The sequence below is a fragment of the Pantoea sp. S62 genome, from assembly GCF_016658625.1.
Lineage (GTDB): Bacteria > Pseudomonadota > Gammaproteobacteria > Enterobacterales > Enterobacteriaceae > Pantoea > Pantoea vagans.
In genome coordinates, this window is record NZ_JACVVI010000026.1 from 20,728 (window position 1) to 42,084 (window position 21,357).

Consider the following 21,357-nt stretch of genomic DNA (forward strand, 5'->3'; position numbering starts at 1 on the left):
AAACGCCCTTGTTTGGGATAAAATGCGTATCTTTAACGCTTTTATTCGAAGACGGTCGGGTATGAGAACCAACTATCCGTCGTTTACGGAACACAAGGAGAGGCGTGAGTGAGGCAGTTGCCGAGGATTTTGTTACTGCTGGTCGCGGCAATCATCGTGATTGTCGCGCTGCTGGTCAGCGGATTGCGTCTGGTGATGCCGCATCTCGACAGCTATCGCAACAACCTTCTGCAATTCATCTCCGACAAAACGGATGTGCCGGTCAACGCCAGCCAGTTACAGGGTAAATGGGAGAATTTCGGCCCAACCCTGCAGGTTCGTGACCTCAGCGTCGATCTGCATGAAAACGGCAAACTCACGATTAAACGTATCAATCTGGCGCTCGACGTCTGGCAGTCTCTGCTGCACTGGCGCTGGCAGTTCCGCGATCTGACCTTCTGGCAGCTGCACCTCGACACGAATCGCCCCTTACTCGACAACGACAAAGAGAAAAACAGTTTCCGTCCGGCGCAGATTAACGAACTTTTCCTGCGTCAGTTTGACCACTTTGACCTGCGCGACAGCACTATTCGTTTCCGTACGCCTTCCGGCCAGCATGCTGAGCTGGCGATCCCCCGACTCACCTGGGTCAATGAAGATAACCGCCATCGCGCCGAAGGCGAAGTCAGTCTGTCGAGCTTTACCGGTCAGCACGGCGTGGTTCAGGTGCGGCTCGACCTTAACGACAGCAACGGTTTACTTAATGACGGCCGCATCTGGATGCAGGCCGACGATGTCGACATGCGTCCATGGCTGGGCCGCTGGGTGCGCGACAATACCCGGCTGGACAGCGCCCGCTTCAGCCTGGCGGCCTGGGTTAACCTGCGTGATGGCGACATCTATGCTGGCGATCTGCTGCTGCGCAAGGGCGGCGCCAGCTGGCAGGGCGAAACCGGACGACACCGCATAGAAGTCGATGGGCTGACCGCGCATCTGTCACGCTTCCAGAATGGCTGGGTGGTCAATGTGCCGCAGACGCGGCTCAGTACTGACGGCGAGGCCTGGCCTGCCGGTCACTTCTCGCTGCTATGGCGTCCTGAAGATAAGCAGTTGCTGGGGCCGGATGGTCAGCAGGAAGTGCGGGTGCGCGCCACACAGCTGGTGCTGAGTCATATTGCGCCGATCGTTCCGTTATTTGCGCCGCTCTCTCCGACGCTGTTTGAAAACTGGCAGACGCTGCAGCCGCAGGGCACCATCGATGGCCTGGCGCTGGATATTCCATTACAGCAGCCTGAAAAAACCCGCTTACAGGTGAAGTGGCGTGATTTCAGCTGGCAGCACTGGAAACTGTTGCCGGGCATCAGTCACCTGAGTGGAGAAGCACGCGGCAGCCTGAGCCATGGTCAGGTCAGTGTGGATATGGGCGCGGCAACCGTCCCCTATGGCGACATGTTCCAGGCACCCTTAGAGATTAAGCGGGTGACCGGGGCACTGCGCTGGCTTAAAGATGAACATGGCCTGACGCTGGCGGGTGAAAACCTTGACCTCGAAGCGCGCTCACTCTGGGCGCGCGGCGACTTCAGCTACCAGCAGAATAGCGGCGGCGAGCCCCGTCTGGATATTCTGGCGGGTATCCGGCTTACCGATGCGGGCGATGCCTGGCGCTACTTCCCGGTGCCGCTGATGGGTAACAGCCTGACGCACTATCTGAGTGGGGCGGTGAAGGGTGGCAGGGTGGACAACGCCACGCTGCTGTTTGCCGGTAACCCGGCGCTGTTCCCTTTCAAGCACAATGATGGCATGTTCCAGGTCTGGGTGCCGCTTCGCCAGGCGACCTATGCATTTCAGCCCAAATGGCCGGCGCTGAGCAATCTCGATGTCGACCTCAATTTCCTGAACGACGGTCTGTGGATGAAAGCGCCAGTGGCCAGACTGGGCGAAGTAGATGCTCGCAACGTCACGGCGGTGATCCCTGACTACCTGAAAGAAAAACTGATCATCGACGGGGATATCAGTGGTGAAGGCCAGCAGATCGCTGACTATTTCGATCAGACGCCGCTTAAGCCGTCACTGGGTGCCGCGCTGGAGCAACTGGAAATTAAAGGCCGTGTCGGTGGTCATCTGAATCTGGATATTCCACTGGATGGAGAGCAGGTCCACGCCCGCGGCAATGTCGATCTCAATAACAATTCGCTGTTTATCAAACCGTTAAAAACCACCATCAACAATCTTTCTGGCCGCTTCCGTTATGACAACGGCAATCTGGCCAGTGAGGACCTGCGGGCGAACTGGTTTGGGCAGCCGATGGGCGTCCGTTTCAGCACCCGGGAGAATCCGGATGACTTTGGCGTTAACGTCAAACTTCAGGGCGACTGGCAACCCGCGAAAATCAGCCAGGTTCCGGCAGCTGTCAGCAAGCAGCTCGGCGGGCATCTGCCGTGGCAGGGGGACGTCAATATTACGCTGCCGCATCATGGCGGGGCACGTTATGACGTGACGCTGAACGGTAATGCCAAAGAAGTAAGCAGTCACTTACCTGCACCACTCGATAAAAAAGCCGGTGAGGCGATGCCAGTTGCCATTCAGGCCAGCGGCGACCTGAACCATTTCGATCTCAGCGGCAGCGTCGATGCAAACCACCGTTTTAACAGCCGCTGGTTGCTGGAGCCGACGCTGCGCGTTGATCGTGGCATCTGGCTGAATGATGCACAGAAAACGCCTGCGCTACCTGATCATGAGGGCATGGTACTGAATCTGCCCGCGCTGGATGGTGAGGCCTGGGTAGCGATGATGGCTGCAGGCGGCTCTGCGGGAGCGGGTGTGTCGGGCGGCGGGAGCGACTTCCAGACCGGTGGCGTTACACTGCCGGGTAACATTACGCTGCGCAGTCCTGCGGTTACGCTGGCCGGACAGCAATGGCATGAGGTTGAGGCGACGCTGGCACAAAGTTCAGGTGGCCGAGGTCAGGTCAGCGTCAATGCGAAAGAGCTGCGCGGTGAACTGGCGATGGCCCCCAGAGCGCCATGGCAGGTGAACCTCGATTACCTCTACTACAATCCGCAATGGGAAAACGAGGCAGGCAAGGGCGGCAAAGCGTCTTCTCAGCAAACCACAAACATTAACTTCAGTCAGTGGCCCGCCTTACAGCTGCGCTGTAAAGAGTGCTGGGTACTGGGCCAGAAATATGGTCAGGTCTCCGCGATGCTGCAGCCTAAAGGAGATACGTTAGCGCTTACTAACGGAAAAGTGGATACCGGCAGCTCGCAGCTTAAAATTAACGGTGAGTGGGTTAATCGCGCGGACGACCAGCGCACCTCGCTGAAGGGCACGCTTAAGGGGCCGAATATTAATAATGCGACCAACTGGTTTGGCGTGAATACCCCGCTGCGCGATGCGCCTTTTGATATTGCTTACGACCTGCACTGGCGCTCTGCACCGTGGCAGCCCTCGGCAGAGACGCTGAGCGGCACCCTTAAGACCCACTTTGGCAAAGGCCAGATCGCGGATGTGAACACCGGCACGGCGGGAAAAATCCTGCGACTGGTGAGCTTCGATGCGCTGCTGCGCAAGCTGCGCTTCGACTTCAGCGACACCTTTACCAACTCGTTCTATTTCGATTCGATTAACGGCACGGCCTGGATCGAAAACGGCGTTATGCGCACCGATAACCTGCTGGTGGATGGACTGGAAGCAGACATCGCCATGCAGGGCAATCTCGACCTGGTGAAACGTCAGATAGATATGGAAGCGGTGGTTGCGCCTGAGATCTCTGCCTCTGTCGGCGTAGCGACTGCCTTTGCCATTAATCCGGTGATTGGCGCGGCGGTATTTGCCGCCAGTAAAGTTCTGGGACCCCTGTGGAACAAGATATCGCTGCTGCGTTATCACATCAGTGGCCCGCTGGATAAACCGGAAATCAATGAAGTGCTGCGTAAACCGCGTGAAACAGACAACAAGTGAATTTGACGCCGTACCGGAATTACCGCAGGCTATGATTATCTGAGCACATAATGAGTGAGAAACGATGACTCTGAACCTGGTAAGTGAGCAGTTACTGACTGCTAACGGCATTAATCAGCAGGACCTATTTTCCCTGTTAGGGCAGCTTTCAGAACGTCGTCTGGATTATGCCGATCTCTATTTTCAGTCCAGCTTTCACGAATCCTGGGTGCTGGAAGACAAAATCATTAAAGATGGCTCATACCATATCGATCAGGGCGTCGGCGTGCGCGCGGTCAGCGGTGAGAAAACCGGCTTCGCCTATGCCGACCAGATTACGCTGAATGCGCTGCGTCTTTCCTCTGAAGCGGCTCGCAGCATTGTACGCGAACAGGGAAACGGCAAGGCCCATACGCTTTCTGCCGTGATGAACCGTTCGCTCTATTCGGCGGTCGATCCGCTGAGCAGCCTGACGCGTGAAGACAAAATTGCCCTGCTGCATCGCGTCGATAAAGTCGCCCGTGCGGCTGATCCGCGCGTGCAGGAAGTCAATGCCAGCCTGACCGGTGTTTACGAGCAGGTGCTGGTGGCGGCCACTGATGGCACGCTGGCGGCAGACGTTCGTCCGCTGGTTCGCCTCTCTATCAGCGTCCAGGTTGAAGATCAGGGCAAGCGTGAGCGCGGCGCAAGCGGCGGCGGTGCACGTACCGGCTATGCGTTCTTCCTTGAAGATGAAAATGGCGACGTACGTGCTGATGCATGGGCGCGTGAAGCGGTGCGTATGGCGCTGGTTAACCTCTCAGCCGTGGCGGCACCTGCTGGCGCGTTGCCGGTGGTGCTGGGTGCTGGCTGGCCTGGTGTGCTGCTGCATGAGGCAGTCGGTCATGGTCTGGAAGGCGACTTCAACCGCCGTGGCACCTCGGTGTTCAGCGGTAAAATCGGTCAGCAGGTTGCCTCTGAACTCTGTACCGTGGTGGATGACGGCACCCTCGAAGGTCTGCGCGGCTCACTGGCGGTCGATGATGAAGGCGTTCCCGGTCAGTACAACATGCTGATTGAGAACGGCGTGCTGAAAGGCTACATGCAGGACAAGCTGAATGCGCGACTGATGGGCGTCAGCCCGACCGGTAACGGACGCCGTGAATCCTACGCGCATCTGCCGATGCCGCGCATGACCAACACCTATATGCTGGCAGGCAAATCATCGCCGCAGGATATTATTGAGAGCGTTGAGTACGGCATCTATGCGCCGAACTTTGGTGGCGGTCAGGTGGATATCACCTCCGGCAAATTTGTCTTCTCCACCTCAGAGGCTTATCTGATTGAGAAGGGCAAAATCACCAAACCAGTTAAAGGCGCGACGCTGATTGGCTCCGGCATTGAAGCGATGCAGCAGATCTCAATGGTGGGTAATGACCTGGCGCTGGATAAAGGTGTCGGCGTCTGCGGTAAAGAGGGCCAGAGCCTGCCGGTCGGTGTCGGTCAGCCGACCCTGAAGCTGGATAAACTGACCATCGGCGGCACCGCCTGATGTGACCTCAACAACCCGCCGCCCGGCGGGTTGTTAGCTTTTACGGTGCTGCTGATACTGTTCAGCCACCTGTTCAAAATAGTCGGTCAGATAATCGATGCAGACCTGCACCTTCAGCGGCAGTTTATCCTTCTCGGTATAGAGCGCATACACCGGACGCGGGTCGGACTGATAGTGCGGAAACAGAATATCGATCTCGCCTGCGGTGATCTCATCAATCACCCACATCATCGGCACATAGGCGATGCCATTGCCCGACTTGAGCCAGCGAATCAGCGTCAGCGAATCGTTGGTCACGAAACGCCCCTGTGGCGCGAGGCGGGTGACTAAGCCTTCTGGCGCAATCAGCTCAAAATTGTTGTCGGGCCGTACGCTATATTCCAGCCAGGAAAAATTATCGATATCGCCCGGCTTCTCCGGCGTGCCGTGCTGGGCCAGATAGCTTTTTGCGGCGCACACCACCATCGGCATCGCGCCAAGACGACGCGAAAAGAGGCTGGAATCTTTTAATGCGCCCACCCGAATCACCAGATCCAGACCATCCGCAATCAAATCCGGGGCCGGAACGCCAGTAACCAGATTCACACTTAGCCCCGGATACTCCCGCAGCATATTGCTGGTCATACCGGCTAACACATTCTGCGCCATGGTCGAGGAGCTGCCAATCCGCAACACGCCAATCGGCGTATTGTTAAATGCGTAGAGCTGTTCATGCACCTGCGTCGCTTCCGCCAGCATACGGCGGCAGCCCTGATAATAGATTTTACCCGCTTCGGTCAGCCCGATACTGCGGGTACTGCGATTCAGCAGCTTAACCTGCAATGCATCCTCCAGTTTCGCGACGATCTGGCTGATGGATGAGACGCTCAGATGGAGCTGACGCGCCGCAGCAGTAAACGAACCGAGTTCGACCACTCTGGCGAAGACAGACATACCTTTCAGTCGTTCCATTATTTACTCTGGCTTAAAAGTGATTTAGATCACATTCTGTAGAAAACTTATAGTCAGGCGCGTTATTATAAGCGCGCCGGGGTATTTCCCGGTGATTCTTCATTGCCTTAAACTCTTCGATGATACGCTATTATTAAGCCAGCTGCGGTTCGGATAGCGCTGCCAGAGGGTTTTCCTGCAACATCTGAAAGGGCAACGAAGTATCCCGGCAAGGTCGAACTAAGGATTTGTGATGAGTGTGCTTCCGGTATTTGTCATGTTTGGGCTCTCTTTTCCGCCCGTTTTCATCGAATTGATTATTTCACTGATGCTGTTCTGGTTAGTGAAACGCGTGCTGACGCCGAGCGGCATCTACGATCTTGTCTGGCATCCGGCACTTTTTAATACAGCGCTTTACTGCTGTGTGTTTTACCTTGTCTCCCGTTTATTAGTCTGAGGTTGAAGTGAAAGCACTCATAAGAAAAATCGCGCGCTACGCGATCACTATTCTGCTGGTCATCATCGCAGTGGTTATCATCTTCCGCGCCTGGGTGTTCTATACCGAATCACCCTGGACTCGTGATGCACGTTTTGCAGCTGACGTGGTGGCGATCTCGCCTGACGTCACTGGCCTGATTACTGAGGTCCCGGTACACGACAACCAGCTGGTGAAGAAGGGCGATACGCTGTTTGTGGTTGACCGCCCTCGCTATCAGAAGGCGCTCGATCAGGCACAGGCGGATGTTGAATATTACCAGGCCCTGGTGAGTGAGAAACGTCGCGAAGCCGGCCGCCGTAATCAGCTTGGTACCTCTGCAATGTCGCGCGAGGCGATCGAGCAATCTAACAACGATCTGCAAACCAGCGAGCATCAGCTGGCAAAATCGGTGGCGACGCGCGATCTGGCGAAGATCGATCTTGAGCGCACCACCGTGAAAGCGCCATCCGATGGCTGGGTCACCAACCTCAACGTCTATCAGGGCGAATTTATTACCCGTGGTTCTGTGGCGGTGGCGCTGGTTCAGCAGCACTCTTTCTATGTGCTGGCTTACCTGGAAGAGACCAAACTGCACGGCGTTGAGAAGGGCTTCCGCGCGGAAGTGACGCCACTTGGCAGCAACATTGTGCTGCGTGGCACCGTCGACAGCGTCGCGGCGGGCGTCACCAACAGCAGCAGCTCGGTCGACAGTAAAGGCATGGCAACGGTAGATTCCAATCTGGAGTGGGTCCGTCTGGCACAGCGTGTGCCGGTGCGCATCCGGCTTGATCAGCAGCCCGGTAATCGCTTCCCGGCGGGAACCACCGCGACCGTGGTGATTACCGGTCAGGCCGATCGCCAGCCTGAACAGGTTTCACCCATGATCCGACTGTTCAATCGCCTGCGTGAGTTTGGTTAAGAGGGCGATATGATCGAGTTCCTGCGTTTCCCGGTAAAGCTGACCTTCGCGCTGGTGTTAGCGCTGATGGTAGGGTTTCACTTTAACCTTGAAACACCACGCTGGGCAGTCATGACCGCCGGGATCGTGGCGGGCGGCACCGCGTTTGCAGCGGGTGGCGATCCCTATTCCGGCGCACTGCGCTATCGCGGCGTTTTACGTATTATCGGGACATTCATCGGCTGTATCGCTGCACTCGCCATCATGATCGCCACCGTGCGTGCGCCGGTTGTGATGCTGCTGCTGTGCTGCATCTGGGCAGGGCTTTGCGTCTGGCTCTCTTCGCTGATTAAGGTAGAAAACTCCTATGCGCTGGGACTGGCGGGCTATACCGCGCTGATTATTGTGGTGACGGCTAACGCCAGCGGCGGTCTGACGCTGGTGCCGCAATATGCGGTTGAGCGCTGCAGTGAAATCGTACTCGGTATTCTGTGCGCTATTCTGGCCGACATGATCTTCTCGCCACGTTCGATTAAAAAAGTGATCGACGCGGAAGTTGATTCGCTGCTGGTGGCCCACTACCAGTTGCTGCAACTCTGCGTCGCCCATGGTGATAAGGAAGAGGTCGATAAAGCCTGGAGCGCGCTGGTACGGCGCACCACGGCGCTGAACAGCATGCGCAGCCAGCTGATGATGGAGTCGTCACGCTGGAAGAACAGCAACCGCCGTTTGCAGATGCTTAATACCCTGTCACTGACGCTGATAACGCAGGCTGCCGAAACCTTCCTCATTCAGAATTCCCGTCCGGACTACATTCCGCCCCAGTATCGGTTGATGGTTGAAAAACCGGCCTCGACGGTTGAAGAGGTGCATAAGCGGATGAAAGTGATGCGGCGGGTGATTGGCGCTACGGGCAAAATAACGCCGGTCACGCTGGCCAGTTGGGTAAGCAGCGCCACCGAATATCTGCTGCTACTTAAAGGCATCAAAAGCAACAGCCGGATAACCTCGCTGGAAGAGGAGATTCTGCAGCGCGAAGTGGTGATTCAGGCGCGTTCGGCTGAAACACATCATGCAATGATTAACGGCATCCGTACCTTCGTTGCAACCGCGCTGGGTTCGCTGTTCTGGCTCTATACGGGCTGGACGTCTGGCAGTGGCTGTATGGTCATGCTGGCCGTTATTACCGCGCTGGCGATGCGTATGCCTAATCCGCTGATGATGGCCAAAGATTTTCTCTACGGCATGACGGTCGCGGTTCCACTCGGGGCGCTCTATTTTATGTATGTTCTGCCCGCGACGCAGCAGAGCGCGCTACTGCTCTGCATCGCCATCGGCATACTGGGATTTATCGGCGGCATCTTCATTCAGCGGCGTCAGCTCGGCACGCTGGGTGCGTTGATTGGTACGCTTAACGTTCTGGTCCTTGATAATCCGATGGAGTTTCACATTAACGTTTTCCTCGATAATGTGCTCGGTCAGGTTATCGGCTGCTTTGTCGCGATGATGGTTATTCTGCTGATTCGGGATAAATCGAAGGCGCGCACCGGCCGCAAACTGCTGAACCGCTTTATGTATGCAGCGGTCTCGGCCATGACCACCAATCAGGCGCGTCGGCGCGAAAATCATCTGCCGGCGCTCTATCAGCAACTGTTTCTGCTGCTGAACCTGTTTCCTGGCGACATCAATAAATATCGCATCGCCCTGACGCTGATTATCGGTCATCAGCGATTACGCGACGCAGAAGTGCCCGTTAACGCCGATCTCTCTGCGTATCACCGACAGCTGCGTTACACCGCCGACCGGGTGATCTCCGCCAGCAGCGACGACAAGCGCCGTTACTACTTTGAACGTCTGCTCAAAGAGCTGGATGTCTATCAGGAAAAACTGGTCCATTACGAGGCTCCTGTCAGCGTAACGGAACCGGTCAAACGACTGGCGACGATGCTGGATAAATACCAGAACACGCTCATCCAAATCTGAATCTGGCCGCTGCGACCTGCAGCGGCCTGTGCAATCCCCATCCATCACAAAATCTGTCGCTTTTGCCAACTATACTCTCCAGACGGAAGAGCAAAACTGACAGGAGCGAATCAATGAAATCACTGCAAGAGAGCGAACTGTTTCGGACCGGCTATTTAGCGGACGGCCAATGGCATCAGGCGGCGTCCACCTTTGACGTGACCAATCCGGCAACCGGCGAGGTGATTGCGCAGGTGGCAAAAGCAGGTAAGGCGGAAACGGAACAGGCGATCGCCGCCGCGGAACGCGCCTTTCCCGCCTGGCGGGCGCAGACCGCAAAAGCGCGTGCTGAAATTCTCACTCGCTGGTACCAGCTGATCATTGAGAACAAGCGCTGGCTGGGCGAGCTGATGACGACCGAACAGGGCAAACCCCTGAAGGAGGCGGAGGGAGAGGTTGAATATGCCGCCAGCTTTATTCAGTGGTTCGCCGAGCAGGCGAAGAGGGCGAACGGCGAGATCATTCCGCCGGCAAAACCTGGATCCCGCATTCTGGCGACCCGCGAACCGATTGGCGTAGTGGCTGCCATTACGCCGTGGAATTTCCCGATGGCGATGCTGACCCGCAAGCTGGGTCCGGCTCTGGCGGCAGGCTGCACCGGCATTATCAAACCCGCTAATAACACGCCACTCTCCGCCTTTGCCCTGCTGGCGCTGGCGAAGCAGGCGGGCGTGCCGGATGGCGTGCTGAATGCGGTGGCGGGTGATACCCATGCCATCAGCGATGCGATCATGGCCAGCAAAGCGGTGCGTAAAATCTCGTTCACCGGCTCCACCCAGGTAGGCAAGCTGCTGATGCGTAATGCTGCCGAAACCATGAAAAAAGTGTCGATGGAATTAGGCGGAAATGCCCCATACATCGTGTTCGACGATGCCGACATTGATGCCGCTGTACAGGGTGCGATTGCCAACAAATTCCGTAATGCGGGTCAGGTGTGCGTCAGTGTTAACCGCTTCTATATTCATAACGCTGTCTATGATGCGTTTACTCAGCAACTGGCTGCCGAAGTGAACAAGCTGAAGGTGGGCAACGGCATGGACGAAGGCGTGATTGTCGGGCCATTGATTGAAGCGTCGGCGGTGGAAAAGGTTGAGCAGCACGTAAAAGATGCAGTAGCCAAAGGCGGCAAATTACTGGCGGGTGGCGAGCGACATGCGCTGGGTGGCAACTTCTGGCAGCCGACCGTCATTACCGAGGCGCACGAAGGTATGCAGCTCGCGCAGGAAGAGACCTTTGGTCCGGTAGCCGCCTGTTTCCGCTTTGATGATGAAGATGACGTCATCCGCCGCGCCAATGATACGCCATTCGGCCTTGCCGCTTACTTTTATACCCAGAATCTGCAACGGGTGTTTCGCGTTTCAGCGGCGCTGGAAAGCGGCATGATTGGCATTAACGAATGCGCCGTTTCCACCGAGCTGGCGCCGTTTGGTGGTGTGAAAGAGTCGGGTCTGGGCCGCGAAGGTTCGGTACTCGGTATGGAAGAGTATCTGGAGGTCAAAGCGCTGCACCTGGGCGGTTTGAGCTAACGGTCATGAACGGGCGGCAGAGGTCGCCCGCAGACGGAGCATGGGAGCCGTCAGCATGAAAATCGAGCGTTTTGATTTTAATGAAATAGTCGACCAGTCCCATTTCTTTCGCCAGTTCAGCGAGCGATTTGCACTGGAGGAGCGCCGCATCTGCGATCTGGATGGATTGTGGGATGTCGTGACAGGGGATCTGTTACCGATGCCGCTGGAGATTGAGTTTGTCAATCTGGGCAGGGGACAGCGACGACGCTATGGCGCGCTGATTCTGTTATTTGATGAAGCGGAAGAGGAGCTGGAAGGCCGGCTGCACTTTAACGTCAGATAATACATCAGATGAAAAAAGGCCCCGGCGAGCGGGGCCAAAGGGTTCGTCATAGATCTGACGAGGAATTACTTATAAAGCTGTGCAGTGATGTGATAGCTATCACCGGTGCGCGCTTCAATGACTTTATAGGCGCTGGCACCCTGTTCATCCGCTTTCTGTGAAAGCTCAGCGCGGTAATCCATTGGGGATCCCCCGGTTCCACTGATGCTTACGGTGCCCGCAGGCTGCAGGTTCTGCGTCTGTTCGCTGGTGACCAGCTGTGCGGCTGATGCGCCGAACGCCATAACGGAAAGCAGACTGACTGTAGCGATGGTTGTTTTGATATTCATGATTATCTCCTCAATACATTCAACAACCTGCGGTTACTCGTAAGGGCCGGTCGTCGATATTTGTTATGCGCCTTCAGGCGTCATCACGGTTAATTATTTATAAAGCTCAGCGGTGACATGCCAGGTGTTGTCCTGGTTGTTTTCGATGATGCGATAATGGCTTGCGCCCTGTGCATCCGCTTTCTCTGACAGCACCTGACGGATATGCGTCTGGTCGCCGTTACGTCCACCAATGCTGATGGTCTGATTCATGGGCTGCAAACCCTGCGCCTGTTCATTTGATATCAGGCTGGCGGCGCTGGCACCCACTGAGAACAGGGACGCCAGACTAAGAGCAGCAATCGCTAATTTCATTTTCATGGTCAACTCTCCTGAAGATTTTGCTTCGGTCCTCCGGAGCGCAAAAAGGCGCGTCAGACAGAGAGCCGCTGGCATTATTGGGTTTAGTTATACAGCGCGGCGGTAGCGTGATAATTGCCGTTGTTGTAAGCCTCGATCACGCGATAGGCTTTTGCGCCCTGCTGATCCGCTTTGTCACTGAGCTTCTGTTTGATATCCATCGGGGAACCCGCGACGCCGCTGACACTGATGGTGCCAATAGCCTGCAGATCCTGTGCCTGTGCGGCATCGATAGATTCTGCTGCTACTGCACCAAATGAGAGTGCAGAGAAAATGCTCAGGGTAGCGATGGTAGTTTTTACGTTCATAGATATTTCCTCGTCGTCTATTTTTATCTTTCTAGTTAGTGTGATTTGCATCACGAAAAGAAGTATAGAACTAATAACGAGAGAAATTAATACCCGGCTAATAATGTTTTTTTGTGATTCTTTATCCTTATGCCTACTTTTAATAACTTAACGTTATAAAAACAGCATAAAAAATAGCCTTTACGGTGATTTTAATCAGAAAAACAGTGAGATAGATCACTTTAACGTTTAGTGCGAAACTATGAGGCGTATTGGACTGGAGTTTGATCTGGATCCGGGCAATGGTGCCGGATCACTGATGTAAAGCAGTGTAAAATAGCGCAGAAGGTTAAGCAGAGTAAGCGATCTGACCAGGAGTCAGGTGTATTAAAACTGGCTTATTAGTATTAAACAGCGGGGCAGTGTGCCGCAAAACGATGGGTAGAAAGAACAAACTGACGACCCGGGGCAGGATAGCAGGCCGTCAGTCAGCGATCAGAGTTCCTGTTCAAACAGGTTGAGGATCGCGCTGTGCAGCTGCTTAACCGTAAAGTCGCGCGCACGGGTAATAAAGATCGTGTCATCGCCAGCGATCGTGCCAAGAATCCCATGTGCTTTGCCCAGCGAATCCAGCATACGTGCAATCAGCTGTGCTGCACCCGGACTGGTATGAATCACCACCAGCGCATCGTTGTAGTCGATATCCAGTACCAGGTTTTTTAACGGGCTGGTGGTGGTCGGCACGCCCAGTTCAGCGGGCAGGCAATAGACCATTTCCATCCTGGCATTACGGGTGCGCACTGCGCCAAACTTGGTCAGCATCCGCGAGACTTTGGACTGATTGATATTTTCAAAGCCCTCATCCTGAAGCGCCTGAACAATTTCGCCCTGAGAACTGAATTTTTCTTCTTTTAATAAGGCTTTGAAAGCCTTGATCAGATCGTCTTGTTTCGATGGGTTTCGCATAGGTTACCAATAAATAGAGAGAATAACCGCGCATCCGCCCGCGGCAGAGTAGTGATTATGCATTTAAATGCATTTTTATGCAATCGGTCGATTGATGAGCAGAGTTCGGGCGGCTAGCGGGCGGCGATAATAGCAAATAAATCCGCTCAGACCAAAACCCCCGTCACAGCCCCGAAAGGCGAAGGTTGCAAAGTTGTTATATTATTGGTGGTGTAGTATCAGAAGTAGTAACAGAAAACGCACATAGCCGTTCTCTGTCTGACGACGGCAAAGTTGTCGGTCATTCAGGCGCAATGATAAGTAACTTTTGAATCCGGCGAGCAAGTGTGAAAACACGTAGAATTAACAGCGGATATTTATCATCGCCTGAGCAGTTGATTAAGGTCTGACACAGATAGAATTTCGGCCCATCTCTGCCCCACCTTAATAAGGAGTTAAGAATGAAAGTTGCCGTTCTCGGTGCCGCTGGCGGCATAGGCCAGGCGCTCGCACTTCTGCTCAAAACCCAGCTTCCCGCAGGTTCAGAACTCTCACTGTATGACATTGCGCCGGTTACGCCTGGCGTCGCCGTTGATCTCAGCCATATTCCTACTGCTGTCTCTATTGAAGGTTTTAGTGGAGAAGACGCCACGCCTGCCTTACAGGGTGCCGATGTGGTACTGATTTCTGCGGGCGTCGCACGTAAACCTGGTATGGATCGCGCTGACCTGTTTAATGTGAACGCAGGCATTGTTCGTAATCTGATTGAACAGGTTGCCACAACGGCCCCTAAAGCCTTGATTGGCGTTATTACCAATCCGGTCAATACCACTGTTGCCATTGCGGCAGAAGTGCTGAAAAAGCACGGCGTCTATGACAAAAATCGTCTGTTTGGCGTGACCACGCTGGACATTATTCGTGCTAACACCTTTGTGGCCGCGCTGAAAGGCAAGCAGCCGGATCAGGTGGAAGTCCCGGTGATTGGCGGCCACTCTGGCGTAACCATTCTGCCGCTGCTGTCACAGGTCAAAGGCGTCAGCTTCAGCGATCAGGAAGTGGCTGATTTAACCAAACGCATTCAGAATGCTGGCACAGAAGTCGTGGAAGCTAAAGCAGGTGGCGGATCGGCTACGTTGTCGATGGGCCAGGCGGCCGCGCGTTTTGGTTTGTCGCTGGTACGCGCGTTGAAGGGTGAGGCGAATGTTGTAGAGTGTGCTTACGTGGAAGGCGAGGGCGAATATGCCCGCTTCTTCTCTCAGCCGCTGCTGCTCGGTAAAAATGGCATTGCTGAACGCAGGCCAATTGGCACACTTAGCGCTTACGAACAGCAGGCGCTGTCAGGCATGCTCAATACGCTGAATAAAGATATCGCTCAGGGTGAAGAGTTCGTTAAACAGTAACTGATGGCTCAGATCTGAAATAACGCCCGGCTTTGCCGGGCGTTTTGCATTACAGGCCGCCAGATTTGTAGGCGCGGGCCGCGGGCGCACCGTTGCTGGCAGGCAGCTTCTTACCCAGCGTTTCCATGCGCATCTGGAACGGTGGGAACGGCATCTCGATACCGTGTTGCTCAAATCCGAGCAGAATCAGCTGGTGCAGTTCATGGCGCAGCGGCATACGGTGCCCCATCTCTGCAGCATGTACCCTGATCTCAAACAACTGAATCCCCTGCTGCAGATCGACAAGGAACGCTTCCGGCGGTGGCGTATCAAGCACATAACTGCAGCGCTCGGCCGCCTGCACCAGAATGGTGGTTACCTGCTCACTGCTGACTTTGGCCGGGGCAGGGATAGTGAGTACCACCCGCGTTACGGAATCGGACAGCGACCAGTTAATAAACTGCTCGGTGATAAAGGCCTTGTTTGGCACGATGATCTCTTTGCGGTCCCAGTCGGTGATCGTGGTCGCACGCGTGTTGATCCGGGTAATACTGCCGGTCAGGTCGCGGATCGTCACGGTATCGCCGATACGAATCGGCTTTTCGAACAGGATAATCAGGCCAGAGATAAAGTTGGCAAAAATCTCCTGCAAGCCAAACCCCAGTCCCACACCCAGCGCAGCAACCAGCCACTGCAGTTTCGACCATTCAATACCAATCATCGAGAAACCAATCAGCCCGCCAATCAGCAGCAGCAGATATTTGGTCAGTGTAGTAATGGCGTAACCGGTACCCGGCGTCAGATTAAGATGCTGCAACAGTGCCAGCTCAAGCAGCGCGGGCATATTGCGCACCAGCTGAGTGGTGATGATAAACACCAGAATAGCAATCAGCACCGAACCCAGGGTAATTGGCTGAATCGACTCCACGCCCTGTACAGATGTACTGACATCCCACAGCTGAATATTCTCCAGGAAGCCGAAGGCCGAGTGAATTTCTGACCACAGCACGATCACCGAGACCAGGGCAATCAGCGTCAGGATAGAACGCACCAGCCGCAGCGACTGCGCACTGATCGCATCCAGATCAATCACCGGTTCTTCGATTTCAATCGCGTCGGTATTCAGCGCGCTTTGCTCTTTTTCTTCTTCACTGCGCGCCCGGTTAGCCAGCATATCGGCACGGCGCTGACGGGCGCGGTCAAATCCAAGACGGCGACGCTGAATCAGCATCCAGCGTCGGATAATGTGATAGATAACCAGCAGCAGAAACCAGATGGCGACGGAGGTTTCCAGTCGCGCCAGCAGCGCCTGCGCGGTTGCCAGATACCCTACAGCGGAGGCGAGGGCAGCCATCAGCGGCATGGCGATCATCAGGTTCCACAGCATCCGGTTCACTATGTTCTCGCCATTTCCCTCTTTATCGAGATAGAGCGGAATACCGGACCGCTTCAGGCTGACGGTAACAATGCTGATTGCTCCGCAGATCAGGATGAAACAGAGGCGACCCAGCGACGAGGAGAACTGCCGATCTTCCAGATTGCCAAAGGCGATTAGCAGCATAATCAGCGGCACAATCAGCCCGATGCTCAGCGAGTAGTAGCGCATGGCGCGCGCCACCCGGTTCTGCGGCCAGCGGAAATGCACAATGAACAGGCCATTCGGACGGGCAAAGGCGGCGCTGATCATAAATGCCCACAGCAGCGGCAGCGTGGCGGTAATGCCATCGCCAATCGCCACGGCGATAGGGTAGGGCCAGGCGTTCTGCAGGCCATAACCCAGTGCACCCCACAACACCGGCAGCGGCAGCGCCACCAGAATCGACCAGAACACGGTACGGATGGTCAGACGGAAACGATCCTGGGTGACCTTGCCGACTTTACTGGCAGAACGTTCAAGAAAGGCATTGAAGTGGCGGCGCGAGCTGATGCTGAAACCGACCAGCAGCAGCGCACCAATAATCGGCAGCACCGAGTTGCGGCTGGTAAACATCATCGCCATCGCTTTGCCGAGCTGACCCAGCGTATCCAGCGACAGCAGGCGGGAAAGGTCTTTAGCCAGATCCAGCGGATAACTCAGACCGATCGGACTGACGTCAGCGGTCCAGAACAGATAGCGGTGCGTCGCGTCTTTGACTTCCGTCAGCGCATCCTGCAGCTGAGTGTTGCCGACCTTGAGCTTGGTGATCTCCAGAATCAGGGTGTCACAGCCGGAGATCAGGGAATTGAGCAGTTCACGCTGGGTGCGTAGCTGCGCATCAAGAATGCGCTTCTGTTCTGCGCTGAAGGGCTGACCATCGGCCTGCCGTCCTTTGCGCAGCGTCTCCTGACGCTCCAGCAGATCTTCATAATAGAGACGCTGTACGCGAAGCTGTGCCATCTCATTATCAATCTGCTGGGACTTAGGCATCTCTGGCAGACGTGCGACCTGCGCCCGAAGCGCTTCGCCCAGCAGATTAGAGGCGCCCAGCCACTGCGACTGTTCTCTCAACGTAGAGAGCGCCTGACGGACCTGAATAATCTGATTGGTGGCCAGCCGCTGCTGCGATGCCACCAGATCCATACGCTGCGCCTGCTGATTCAGCGCAACCGAGAGTTCGCGGTTAACCCGAAACTGATCGCTGATTGCTGGTGGCAGATCGCCACTGTTTTCCGCCAGCTGTTCAGTGCGGGCCAAGGCGACTTCCGCTTCTCGTTGCCGCTGGTCATTAAGCTGATTGCGCAGTGCCTGCAGGTAGTTATCGAGCTGTGTCGCTTTACGCTGGTGAACTTCAGCCCGCATCCGCGCCAGTTCCTGACGGTTGTTAGCGGAGAGCTGGGCCAGCTCAAGTTCATCGACCAGCGCTTTATTTGCGGCGCTTTCCGCCTGACGCGCCGCCAGTTGCAGCTGGCCCTGCGGTGAACTGGTACTGACGCCCTGCAGCCGCCGTTCACTCTCCGTCATCGCCCGGCGCGCTTCGGTCTGCTGCTGCGGCAGTTGCGACAACGAATCGCTGATTTCCCGCGCCCGATCCTGCTCCTGGCGTGCCTGACGCCCCTCTTCCAGCAGCTGGCTGCTGACCTGCAGAATCTCCTGATCCAGCTCGGCGCTGCTCATGTTGCTGCGTACGGTTTTTCCGCTGTCGCTCAGCGCGGCGATCTGCTGACGCAGTTCGCGCGCCAGACGCGGAAAGTCATCAATCACCTGCTGATATTGCGCCGCGCGCTCCAGCGAGTCATCGCGTTCAGAGAGGAAGTTCAAGGCAGCTTCAATCGTCTGGATCTGTTCCGCCTGGGATGGAGAACTTTTGGCCGATTTTATCTCTTCCAGCTGCTGTTTGAGCTGGCTGGCGTCAGGAAGACTGGCCGCGAAGGCCGGGCTGCTGAGCCACAGGCTCAGCAGCAGGAGGAGAATCGAACGCACAGAGGACACTCAATTTAGTCGACGATGACGTCGGAAATGTCTGTCGCCACAGGCAGCGCGATCGCCAGCGGTTGGCCCAGACGGGTTTTGCTTTCTGCTTCCAGACTTTCAGCCAGTTTGACGCGGCCAGGTGCGAACAGGTTGATGACGGTAGAGCCAAGTTTAAAGCGGCCCATTTCCTGTCCTTTCAGCAGTACTACCGCGCCTTCATCATCCGCTGCCGGATAGTGCCAGCGTTTGATCACACCTTCACGCGGTGGCGTGATGGTGCCCGCCCAGACAGTTTCAATGCTGCCGACAATCGTTGCACCCACCAGAATCTGCACCATCGGTCCGATATCCGTTTCGAAATAGCAGATGACGCGCTCGTTACGGGCAAACAGGTTGGGAATATTACGCGCGGTCAGCGGGTTAACTGAATAGAGATCGCCAGGCACATAAATCATCTCACGCAGGATACCGTTGCACGGCATGTGGACGCGGTGATAATCGCGCGGAGCCAGATAGGTGGTGACGAACTCACCCTCCACAAACTGAGCGGCCATCCGCTCATCACCCGCCAGCAGAGCATCGATGGTGTAGTGATGACCTTTAGCCTGGAAAATCTGATCGCCATGAATATGGCCGAGCTGGCTGATAGCACCATCTGCGGGCAGGGCGATCAGGCTGGCGTCTGCATCCACCGGACGCGCATCGTCTTTCAGCGGACGAACGAAAAAGTCATTAAACGTGCGATAGCTGGCGGTATCGGGCTTGCGCGCCTCCGCCATGTCGACTTTGTAAAACCAGACAAAGATGTCAATGACCAGTTTGGTCAACCAACCACCGCGGCGACTGGCGCCCCAACCGGCAAGTTCAGTCAGCCATTTCTTCGGGAGAATATGATTCAAGCCGAGTTTTAAACGATCAAACACCTTAGCCTCCTGGCTATTTCAGGACATGGTAAAAAAGGGGGCGGATTGTAGCAGTGCCCCGTTCAGATGGCGACTATACCTGATTTCCGGCACGCTGCACGCTCCGGACGCCTGATCGGAATCCACCTCGCAAAATGCAGCAGCTCATCCGCTCAGACGCGGTTACACCGATTAACTTTCACCATCAGGGAAGTTTTTACGCGTTTTTACCTGCGCCATGCTCTCCAGAATACGGTGGTAGTTATCGAAACGGGACCGGTTGATTTTTCCCTGTTCGACCGCTTCACGAATCGCACAGCCGGGATCGCTGCCATGTTTGCAGTCACGGAATTTGCAATAGCCCAGGAAGGGGCGGAATTCGACAAAGCCACGCGTAACCTGTTCCGGCTCCAGATGCCACAAACCAAACTCACGCACGCCGGGAGAATCGATCACATCGCCGCCATGCGGGAAGTGATACAGGCGGGATGCGGTGGTGGTATGCTGGCCCAGGCCTGAGCCATCTGATACTTCATTGGTCAGAATCGCGACCTGCTCATCTTTGTCGAAGCCGAGCAGGGCATTCAGCAGGCTCGACTTACCGACACCAGACTGACCGGCAAAGATACTCACACGGTCGGTTAAGGCCGCTTCCAGATCGTCCAGGCCGTTTTTCGCCCGGCTGGAGACCATCACCACGCGATAGCCAATATCGCGATAAATATCCATCTGCTGATCAACAAAGCCGCGCGCCTCGTCATCCAGCAGATCGGTTTTATTCAGGACCAGTAACGGCTCGATGTCCAGCGTTTCACTGGCAACCAGATAGCGATCGATGATGTTCAGCGACAGTTCCGGCAGGATCGCAGAGACGATGATGATCTGATCGATATTCGCCGCCATCGGCTTTACGCCGTCGTAAAAATCGGGGCGGGTTAATACGCTGGTGCGTTCATGCACCGCTTCAACAATGCCTTTGCCGCCGCTGGTGGCCGGACGCCACAGCACACGGTCGCCCGTAACCAGCGAACGGATAGTACGGCGGATATTGCAGCGGTGGGCGACGCCTGCGCTATCCTCAACATCAGCATGCATGCCAAAACGGCTCACAACGACCCCATCTGCAGCTTCACCAAACAGGTTGTCATCCGCTTCCGGACGCTCTCTGCGCTGGTTGAGACGGCGATCGTGGTTAGCGCTTACGCGACGTTGTTGGCCCTTCGACAGTTTATTTTTACTCACTCACCCTCACAGCGTTAGCCAGATTTCGCCCGGCTGGGCAAAACGTCTATGATACACCTTATTCATCGTGAATGACGACTACAGCAACCGCAGGAAACAGCATGGCTACTGGAAATGAACAGAATCTGATCTGGATTGATCTTGAGATGACCGGACTTGATCCGACGCACGATCGCATTATTGAAATTGCGACCCTGGTGACTGACGCCAACCTGAACATTCTGGCGGAAGGGCCGGTCATGGCCGTCCATCAGTCCGATGCGCAGCTGGCGCTGATGGATGAGTGGAATGTCCGCACCCACACCAACAGCGGTCTGGTTGCGCGGGTGAAGGAAAGCCAGATTGACGATCGCGCAGCCGAACTGGCGACTATTGAATTCCTGAAACAGTGGGTGCCGGCTAACACGTCACCAATCTGTGGCAACAGTATCGGGCAGGATCGCCGCTTCCTGTTTAAGTACATGCCTGAGCTGGAAGCGTATTTCCATTATCGTTATCTGGATGTTAGTACCCTGAAAGAGCTGGCTCGTCGCTGGAAACCGGAAATCCTGCCCGGCTTCAAAAAAGGCGGTACGCACCAGGCGCTGGACGATATCCGCGAGTCGGTGGCGGAGCTGGCTTACTACCGCGAACACTTTTTGCAGCTTTAATCGACGACGGGTGCGCATGAAATCACCAGGTTGCTGATTTAATCAGCAAACGCGCGGAAAGCGAAAAATTTTGCTTTCAGACGCTTGCAGCAGCAACGATTTCTCGTATAATGCGCACCCCGTACCGGTGAAGAATTTAGTGTCGGTACAAGGCGCGGGAATAGCTCAGTTGGTAGAGCACGACCTTGCCAAGGTCGGGGTCGCG

The 21,357-nt window shown here is 55.5% G+C and carries 17 protein-coding genes; 9 read left to right on the forward strand and 8 right to left on the reverse strand.

Features of this window, described 5'->3' with window-relative positions:
* The first annotated feature begins 108 nt into the window (after window positions 1–108).
* Together yhdP and tldD are read left to right on the forward strand one after the other, a co-directional pair.
* Window positions 109–3,939, forward strand: coding sequence for an AsmA2 domain-containing protein YhdP (yhdP, locus tag IBT54_RS23650; RefSeq protein ID WP_147789848.1), 3,831 nt, complete (start codon window positions 109–111; stop codon window positions 3,937–3,939).
* Between the two features lie 64 nt (window positions 3,940–4,003).
* Window positions 4,004–5,449 carry a metalloprotease TldD gene (tldD, locus tag IBT54_RS23655; protein WP_033784121.1) on the forward strand — a complete coding sequence of 482 codons (1,446 nt, stop codon included), beginning with the start codon at window positions 4,004–4,006 and terminating at the stop codon, window positions 5,447–5,449.
* A 33-nt stretch (window positions 5,450–5,482) separates the two neighbouring features.
* On the opposite strand, the gene aaeR is transcribed toward tldD, so the two are convergent.
* Window positions 5,483–6,400: an HTH-type transcriptional activator AaeR gene (aaeR, locus tag IBT54_RS23660; RefSeq protein ID WP_201253209.1), complete on the reverse strand. Its 918-nt coding sequence runs from the start codon at window positions 6,398–6,400 to the stop codon at window positions 5,483–5,485.
* A 232-nt stretch (window positions 6,401–6,632) separates the two neighbouring features.
* Between aaeR and aaeX the strand changes: the two genes are divergently transcribed.
* The 5 genes from aaeX (at window position 6,633) to IBT54_RS23685 (ending at window position 11,628) form a co-directional block, all read left to right on the forward strand.
* Entirely contained in the window at window positions 6,633–6,836 is a 204-nt protein-coding gene (aaeX, locus tag IBT54_RS23665) for a p-hydroxybenzoic acid efflux pump operon protein AaeX (RefSeq protein ID WP_003855277.1), read from the forward strand.
* Window positions 6,837–6,843: 7 nt separating this feature from the next.
* A complete protein-coding gene (gene aaeA, locus IBT54_RS23670; RefSeq protein ID WP_013359200.1) occupies window positions 6,844–7,776 on the forward strand; it encodes a p-hydroxybenzoic acid efflux pump subunit AaeA in 933 nt (310 codons plus the stop codon).
* A gap of 9 nt (window positions 7,777–7,785) precedes the next feature.
* Window positions 7,786–9,738 (forward strand): p-hydroxybenzoic acid efflux pump subunit AaeB, encoded by a 1,953-nt coding sequence (aaeB, locus tag IBT54_RS23675; protein ID WP_201253210.1) that lies wholly within the window; start codon window positions 7,786–7,788, stop codon window positions 9,736–9,738.
* A gap of 113 nt (window positions 9,739–9,851) precedes the next feature.
* Window positions 9,852–11,303 carry an NAD-dependent succinate-semialdehyde dehydrogenase gene (locus IBT54_RS23680; RefSeq protein WP_147789846.1) on the forward strand — a complete coding sequence of 484 codons (1,452 nt, stop codon included), beginning with the start codon at window positions 9,852–9,854 and terminating at the stop codon, window positions 11,301–11,303.
* A 55-nt stretch (window positions 11,304–11,358) separates the two neighbouring features.
* A complete protein-coding gene (locus IBT54_RS23685; RefSeq protein WP_013359196.1) occupies window positions 11,359–11,628 on the forward strand; it encodes a hypothetical protein in 270 nt (89 codons plus the stop codon).
* A 65-nt stretch (window positions 11,629–11,693) separates the two neighbouring features.
* Here IBT54_RS23685 and yhcN (IBT54_RS23690) read toward each other — a convergent pair whose 3' ends face one another.
* From yhcN (IBT54_RS23690) to argR, 4 genes are all read right to left on the reverse strand, one after another.
* Window positions 11,694–11,957 carry a peroxide/acid stress response protein YhcN gene (gene yhcN, locus IBT54_RS23690; protein WP_013359195.1) on the reverse strand — a complete coding sequence of 88 codons (264 nt, stop codon included), beginning with the start codon at window positions 11,955–11,957 and terminating at the stop codon, window positions 11,694–11,696.
* Window positions 11,958–12,050: 93 nt separating this feature from the next.
* Entirely contained in the window at window positions 12,051–12,317 is a 267-nt protein-coding gene (locus IBT54_RS23695; RefSeq protein WP_201253211.1) for a YdgH/BhsA/McbA-like domain containing protein, read from the reverse strand.
* Window positions 12,318–12,400: 83 nt separating this feature from the next.
* On the reverse strand, window positions 12,401–12,664 hold the full coding sequence (yhcN, locus tag IBT54_RS23700) for a peroxide/acid stress response protein YhcN (RefSeq protein ID WP_013359193.1): 264 nt from the start codon (window positions 12,662–12,664) through the stop codon (window positions 12,401–12,403).
* A gap of 474 nt (window positions 12,665–13,138) precedes the next feature.
* The gene (gene argR, locus IBT54_RS23705) at window positions 13,139–13,609 is read right to left on the reverse strand and encodes a transcriptional regulator ArgR (RefSeq protein ID WP_013359192.1); all 471 of its coding nucleotides are present in this window, start codon (window positions 13,607–13,609) and stop codon (window positions 13,139–13,141) included.
* Between the two features lie 440 nt (window positions 13,610–14,049).
* Between argR and mdh the strand changes: the two genes are divergently transcribed.
* Window positions 14,050–14,988: a malate dehydrogenase gene (gene mdh, locus IBT54_RS23710; RefSeq protein WP_013359191.1), complete on the forward strand. Its 939-nt coding sequence runs from the start codon at window positions 14,050–14,052 to the stop codon at window positions 14,986–14,988.
* 49 nt (window positions 14,989–15,037) lie between these two features.
* On the opposite strand, the gene mscM is transcribed toward mdh, so the two are convergent.
* From mscM to rsgA, 3 genes are all read right to left on the reverse strand, one after another.
* A complete protein-coding gene (gene mscM, locus IBT54_RS23715; RefSeq protein WP_033784677.1) occupies window positions 15,038–18,367 on the reverse strand; it encodes a miniconductance mechanosensitive channel MscM in 3,330 nt (1,109 codons plus the stop codon).
* A gap of 14 nt (window positions 18,368–18,381) precedes the next feature.
* The gene (gene asd, locus IBT54_RS23720; RefSeq protein WP_013359189.1) at window positions 18,382–19,281 is read right to left on the reverse strand and encodes an archaetidylserine decarboxylase; all 900 of its coding nucleotides are present in this window, start codon (window positions 19,279–19,281) and stop codon (window positions 18,382–18,384) included.
* A gap of 171 nt (window positions 19,282–19,452) precedes the next feature.
* Complete coding sequence (gene rsgA / locus IBT54_RS23725; protein ID WP_033784116.1) at window positions 19,453–20,502, reverse strand: small ribosomal subunit biogenesis GTPase RsgA; 1,050 nt, start codon at window positions 20,500–20,502, stop codon at window positions 19,453–19,455.
* Between the two features lie 101 nt (window positions 20,503–20,603).
* Here rsgA and orn point away from each other — a divergent pair, with 101 nt between their 5' ends.
* Window positions 20,604–21,152, forward strand: a complete 549-nt coding sequence (gene orn, locus IBT54_RS23730; RefSeq protein ID WP_003855299.1) for an oligoribonuclease — start codon at window positions 20,604–20,606, stop codon at window positions 21,150–21,152.
* Window positions 21,153–21,357 lie beyond the last annotated feature (205 nt).

Coding starts and splice junctions, on each gene's coding strand:
- mdh (WP_013359191.1), top strand. CDS start 14,050: ATGAAAGTTGCCGTTCTCGGTGCCGCTGGCGGCATAGGCCAGGCGCTC.
- orn (WP_003855299.1), top strand. CDS start 20,604: ATGGCTACTGGAAATGAACAGAATCTGATCTGGATTGATCTTGAGATG.
- IBT54_RS23680 (WP_147789846.1), top strand. CDS start 9,852: ATGAAATCACTGCAAGAGAGCGAACTGTTTCGGACCGGCTATTTAGCG.
- yhcN (WP_013359195.1), bottom strand. CDS start 11,957: ATGAATATCAAAACAACCATCGCTACAGTCAGTCTGCTTTCCGTTATG.
- IBT54_RS23695 (WP_201253211.1), bottom strand. CDS start 12,317: ATGAAAATGAAATTAGCGATTGCTGCTCTTAGTCTGGCGTCCCTGTTC.
- IBT54_RS23685 (WP_013359196.1), top strand. CDS start 11,359: ATGAAAATCGAGCGTTTTGATTTTAATGAAATAGTCGACCAGTCCCAT.
- aaeB (WP_201253210.1), top strand. CDS start 7,786: ATGATCGAGTTCCTGCGTTTCCCGGTAAAGCTGACCTTCGCGCTGGTG.
- yhcN (WP_013359193.1), bottom strand. CDS start 12,664: ATGAACGTAAAAACTACCATCGCTACCCTGAGCATTTTCTCTGCACTC.
- tldD (WP_033784121.1), top strand. CDS start 4,004: ATGACTCTGAACCTGGTAAGTGAGCAGTTACTGACTGCTAACGGCATT.
- argR (WP_013359192.1), bottom strand. CDS start 13,609: ATGCGAAACCCATCGAAACAAGACGATCTGATCAAGGCTTTCAAAGCC.
- aaeX (WP_003855277.1), top strand. CDS start 6,633: ATGAGTGTGCTTCCGGTATTTGTCATGTTTGGGCTCTCTTTTCCGCCC.
- aaeR (WP_201253209.1), bottom strand. CDS start 6,400: ATGGAACGACTGAAAGGTATGTCTGTCTTCGCCAGAGTGGTCGAACTC.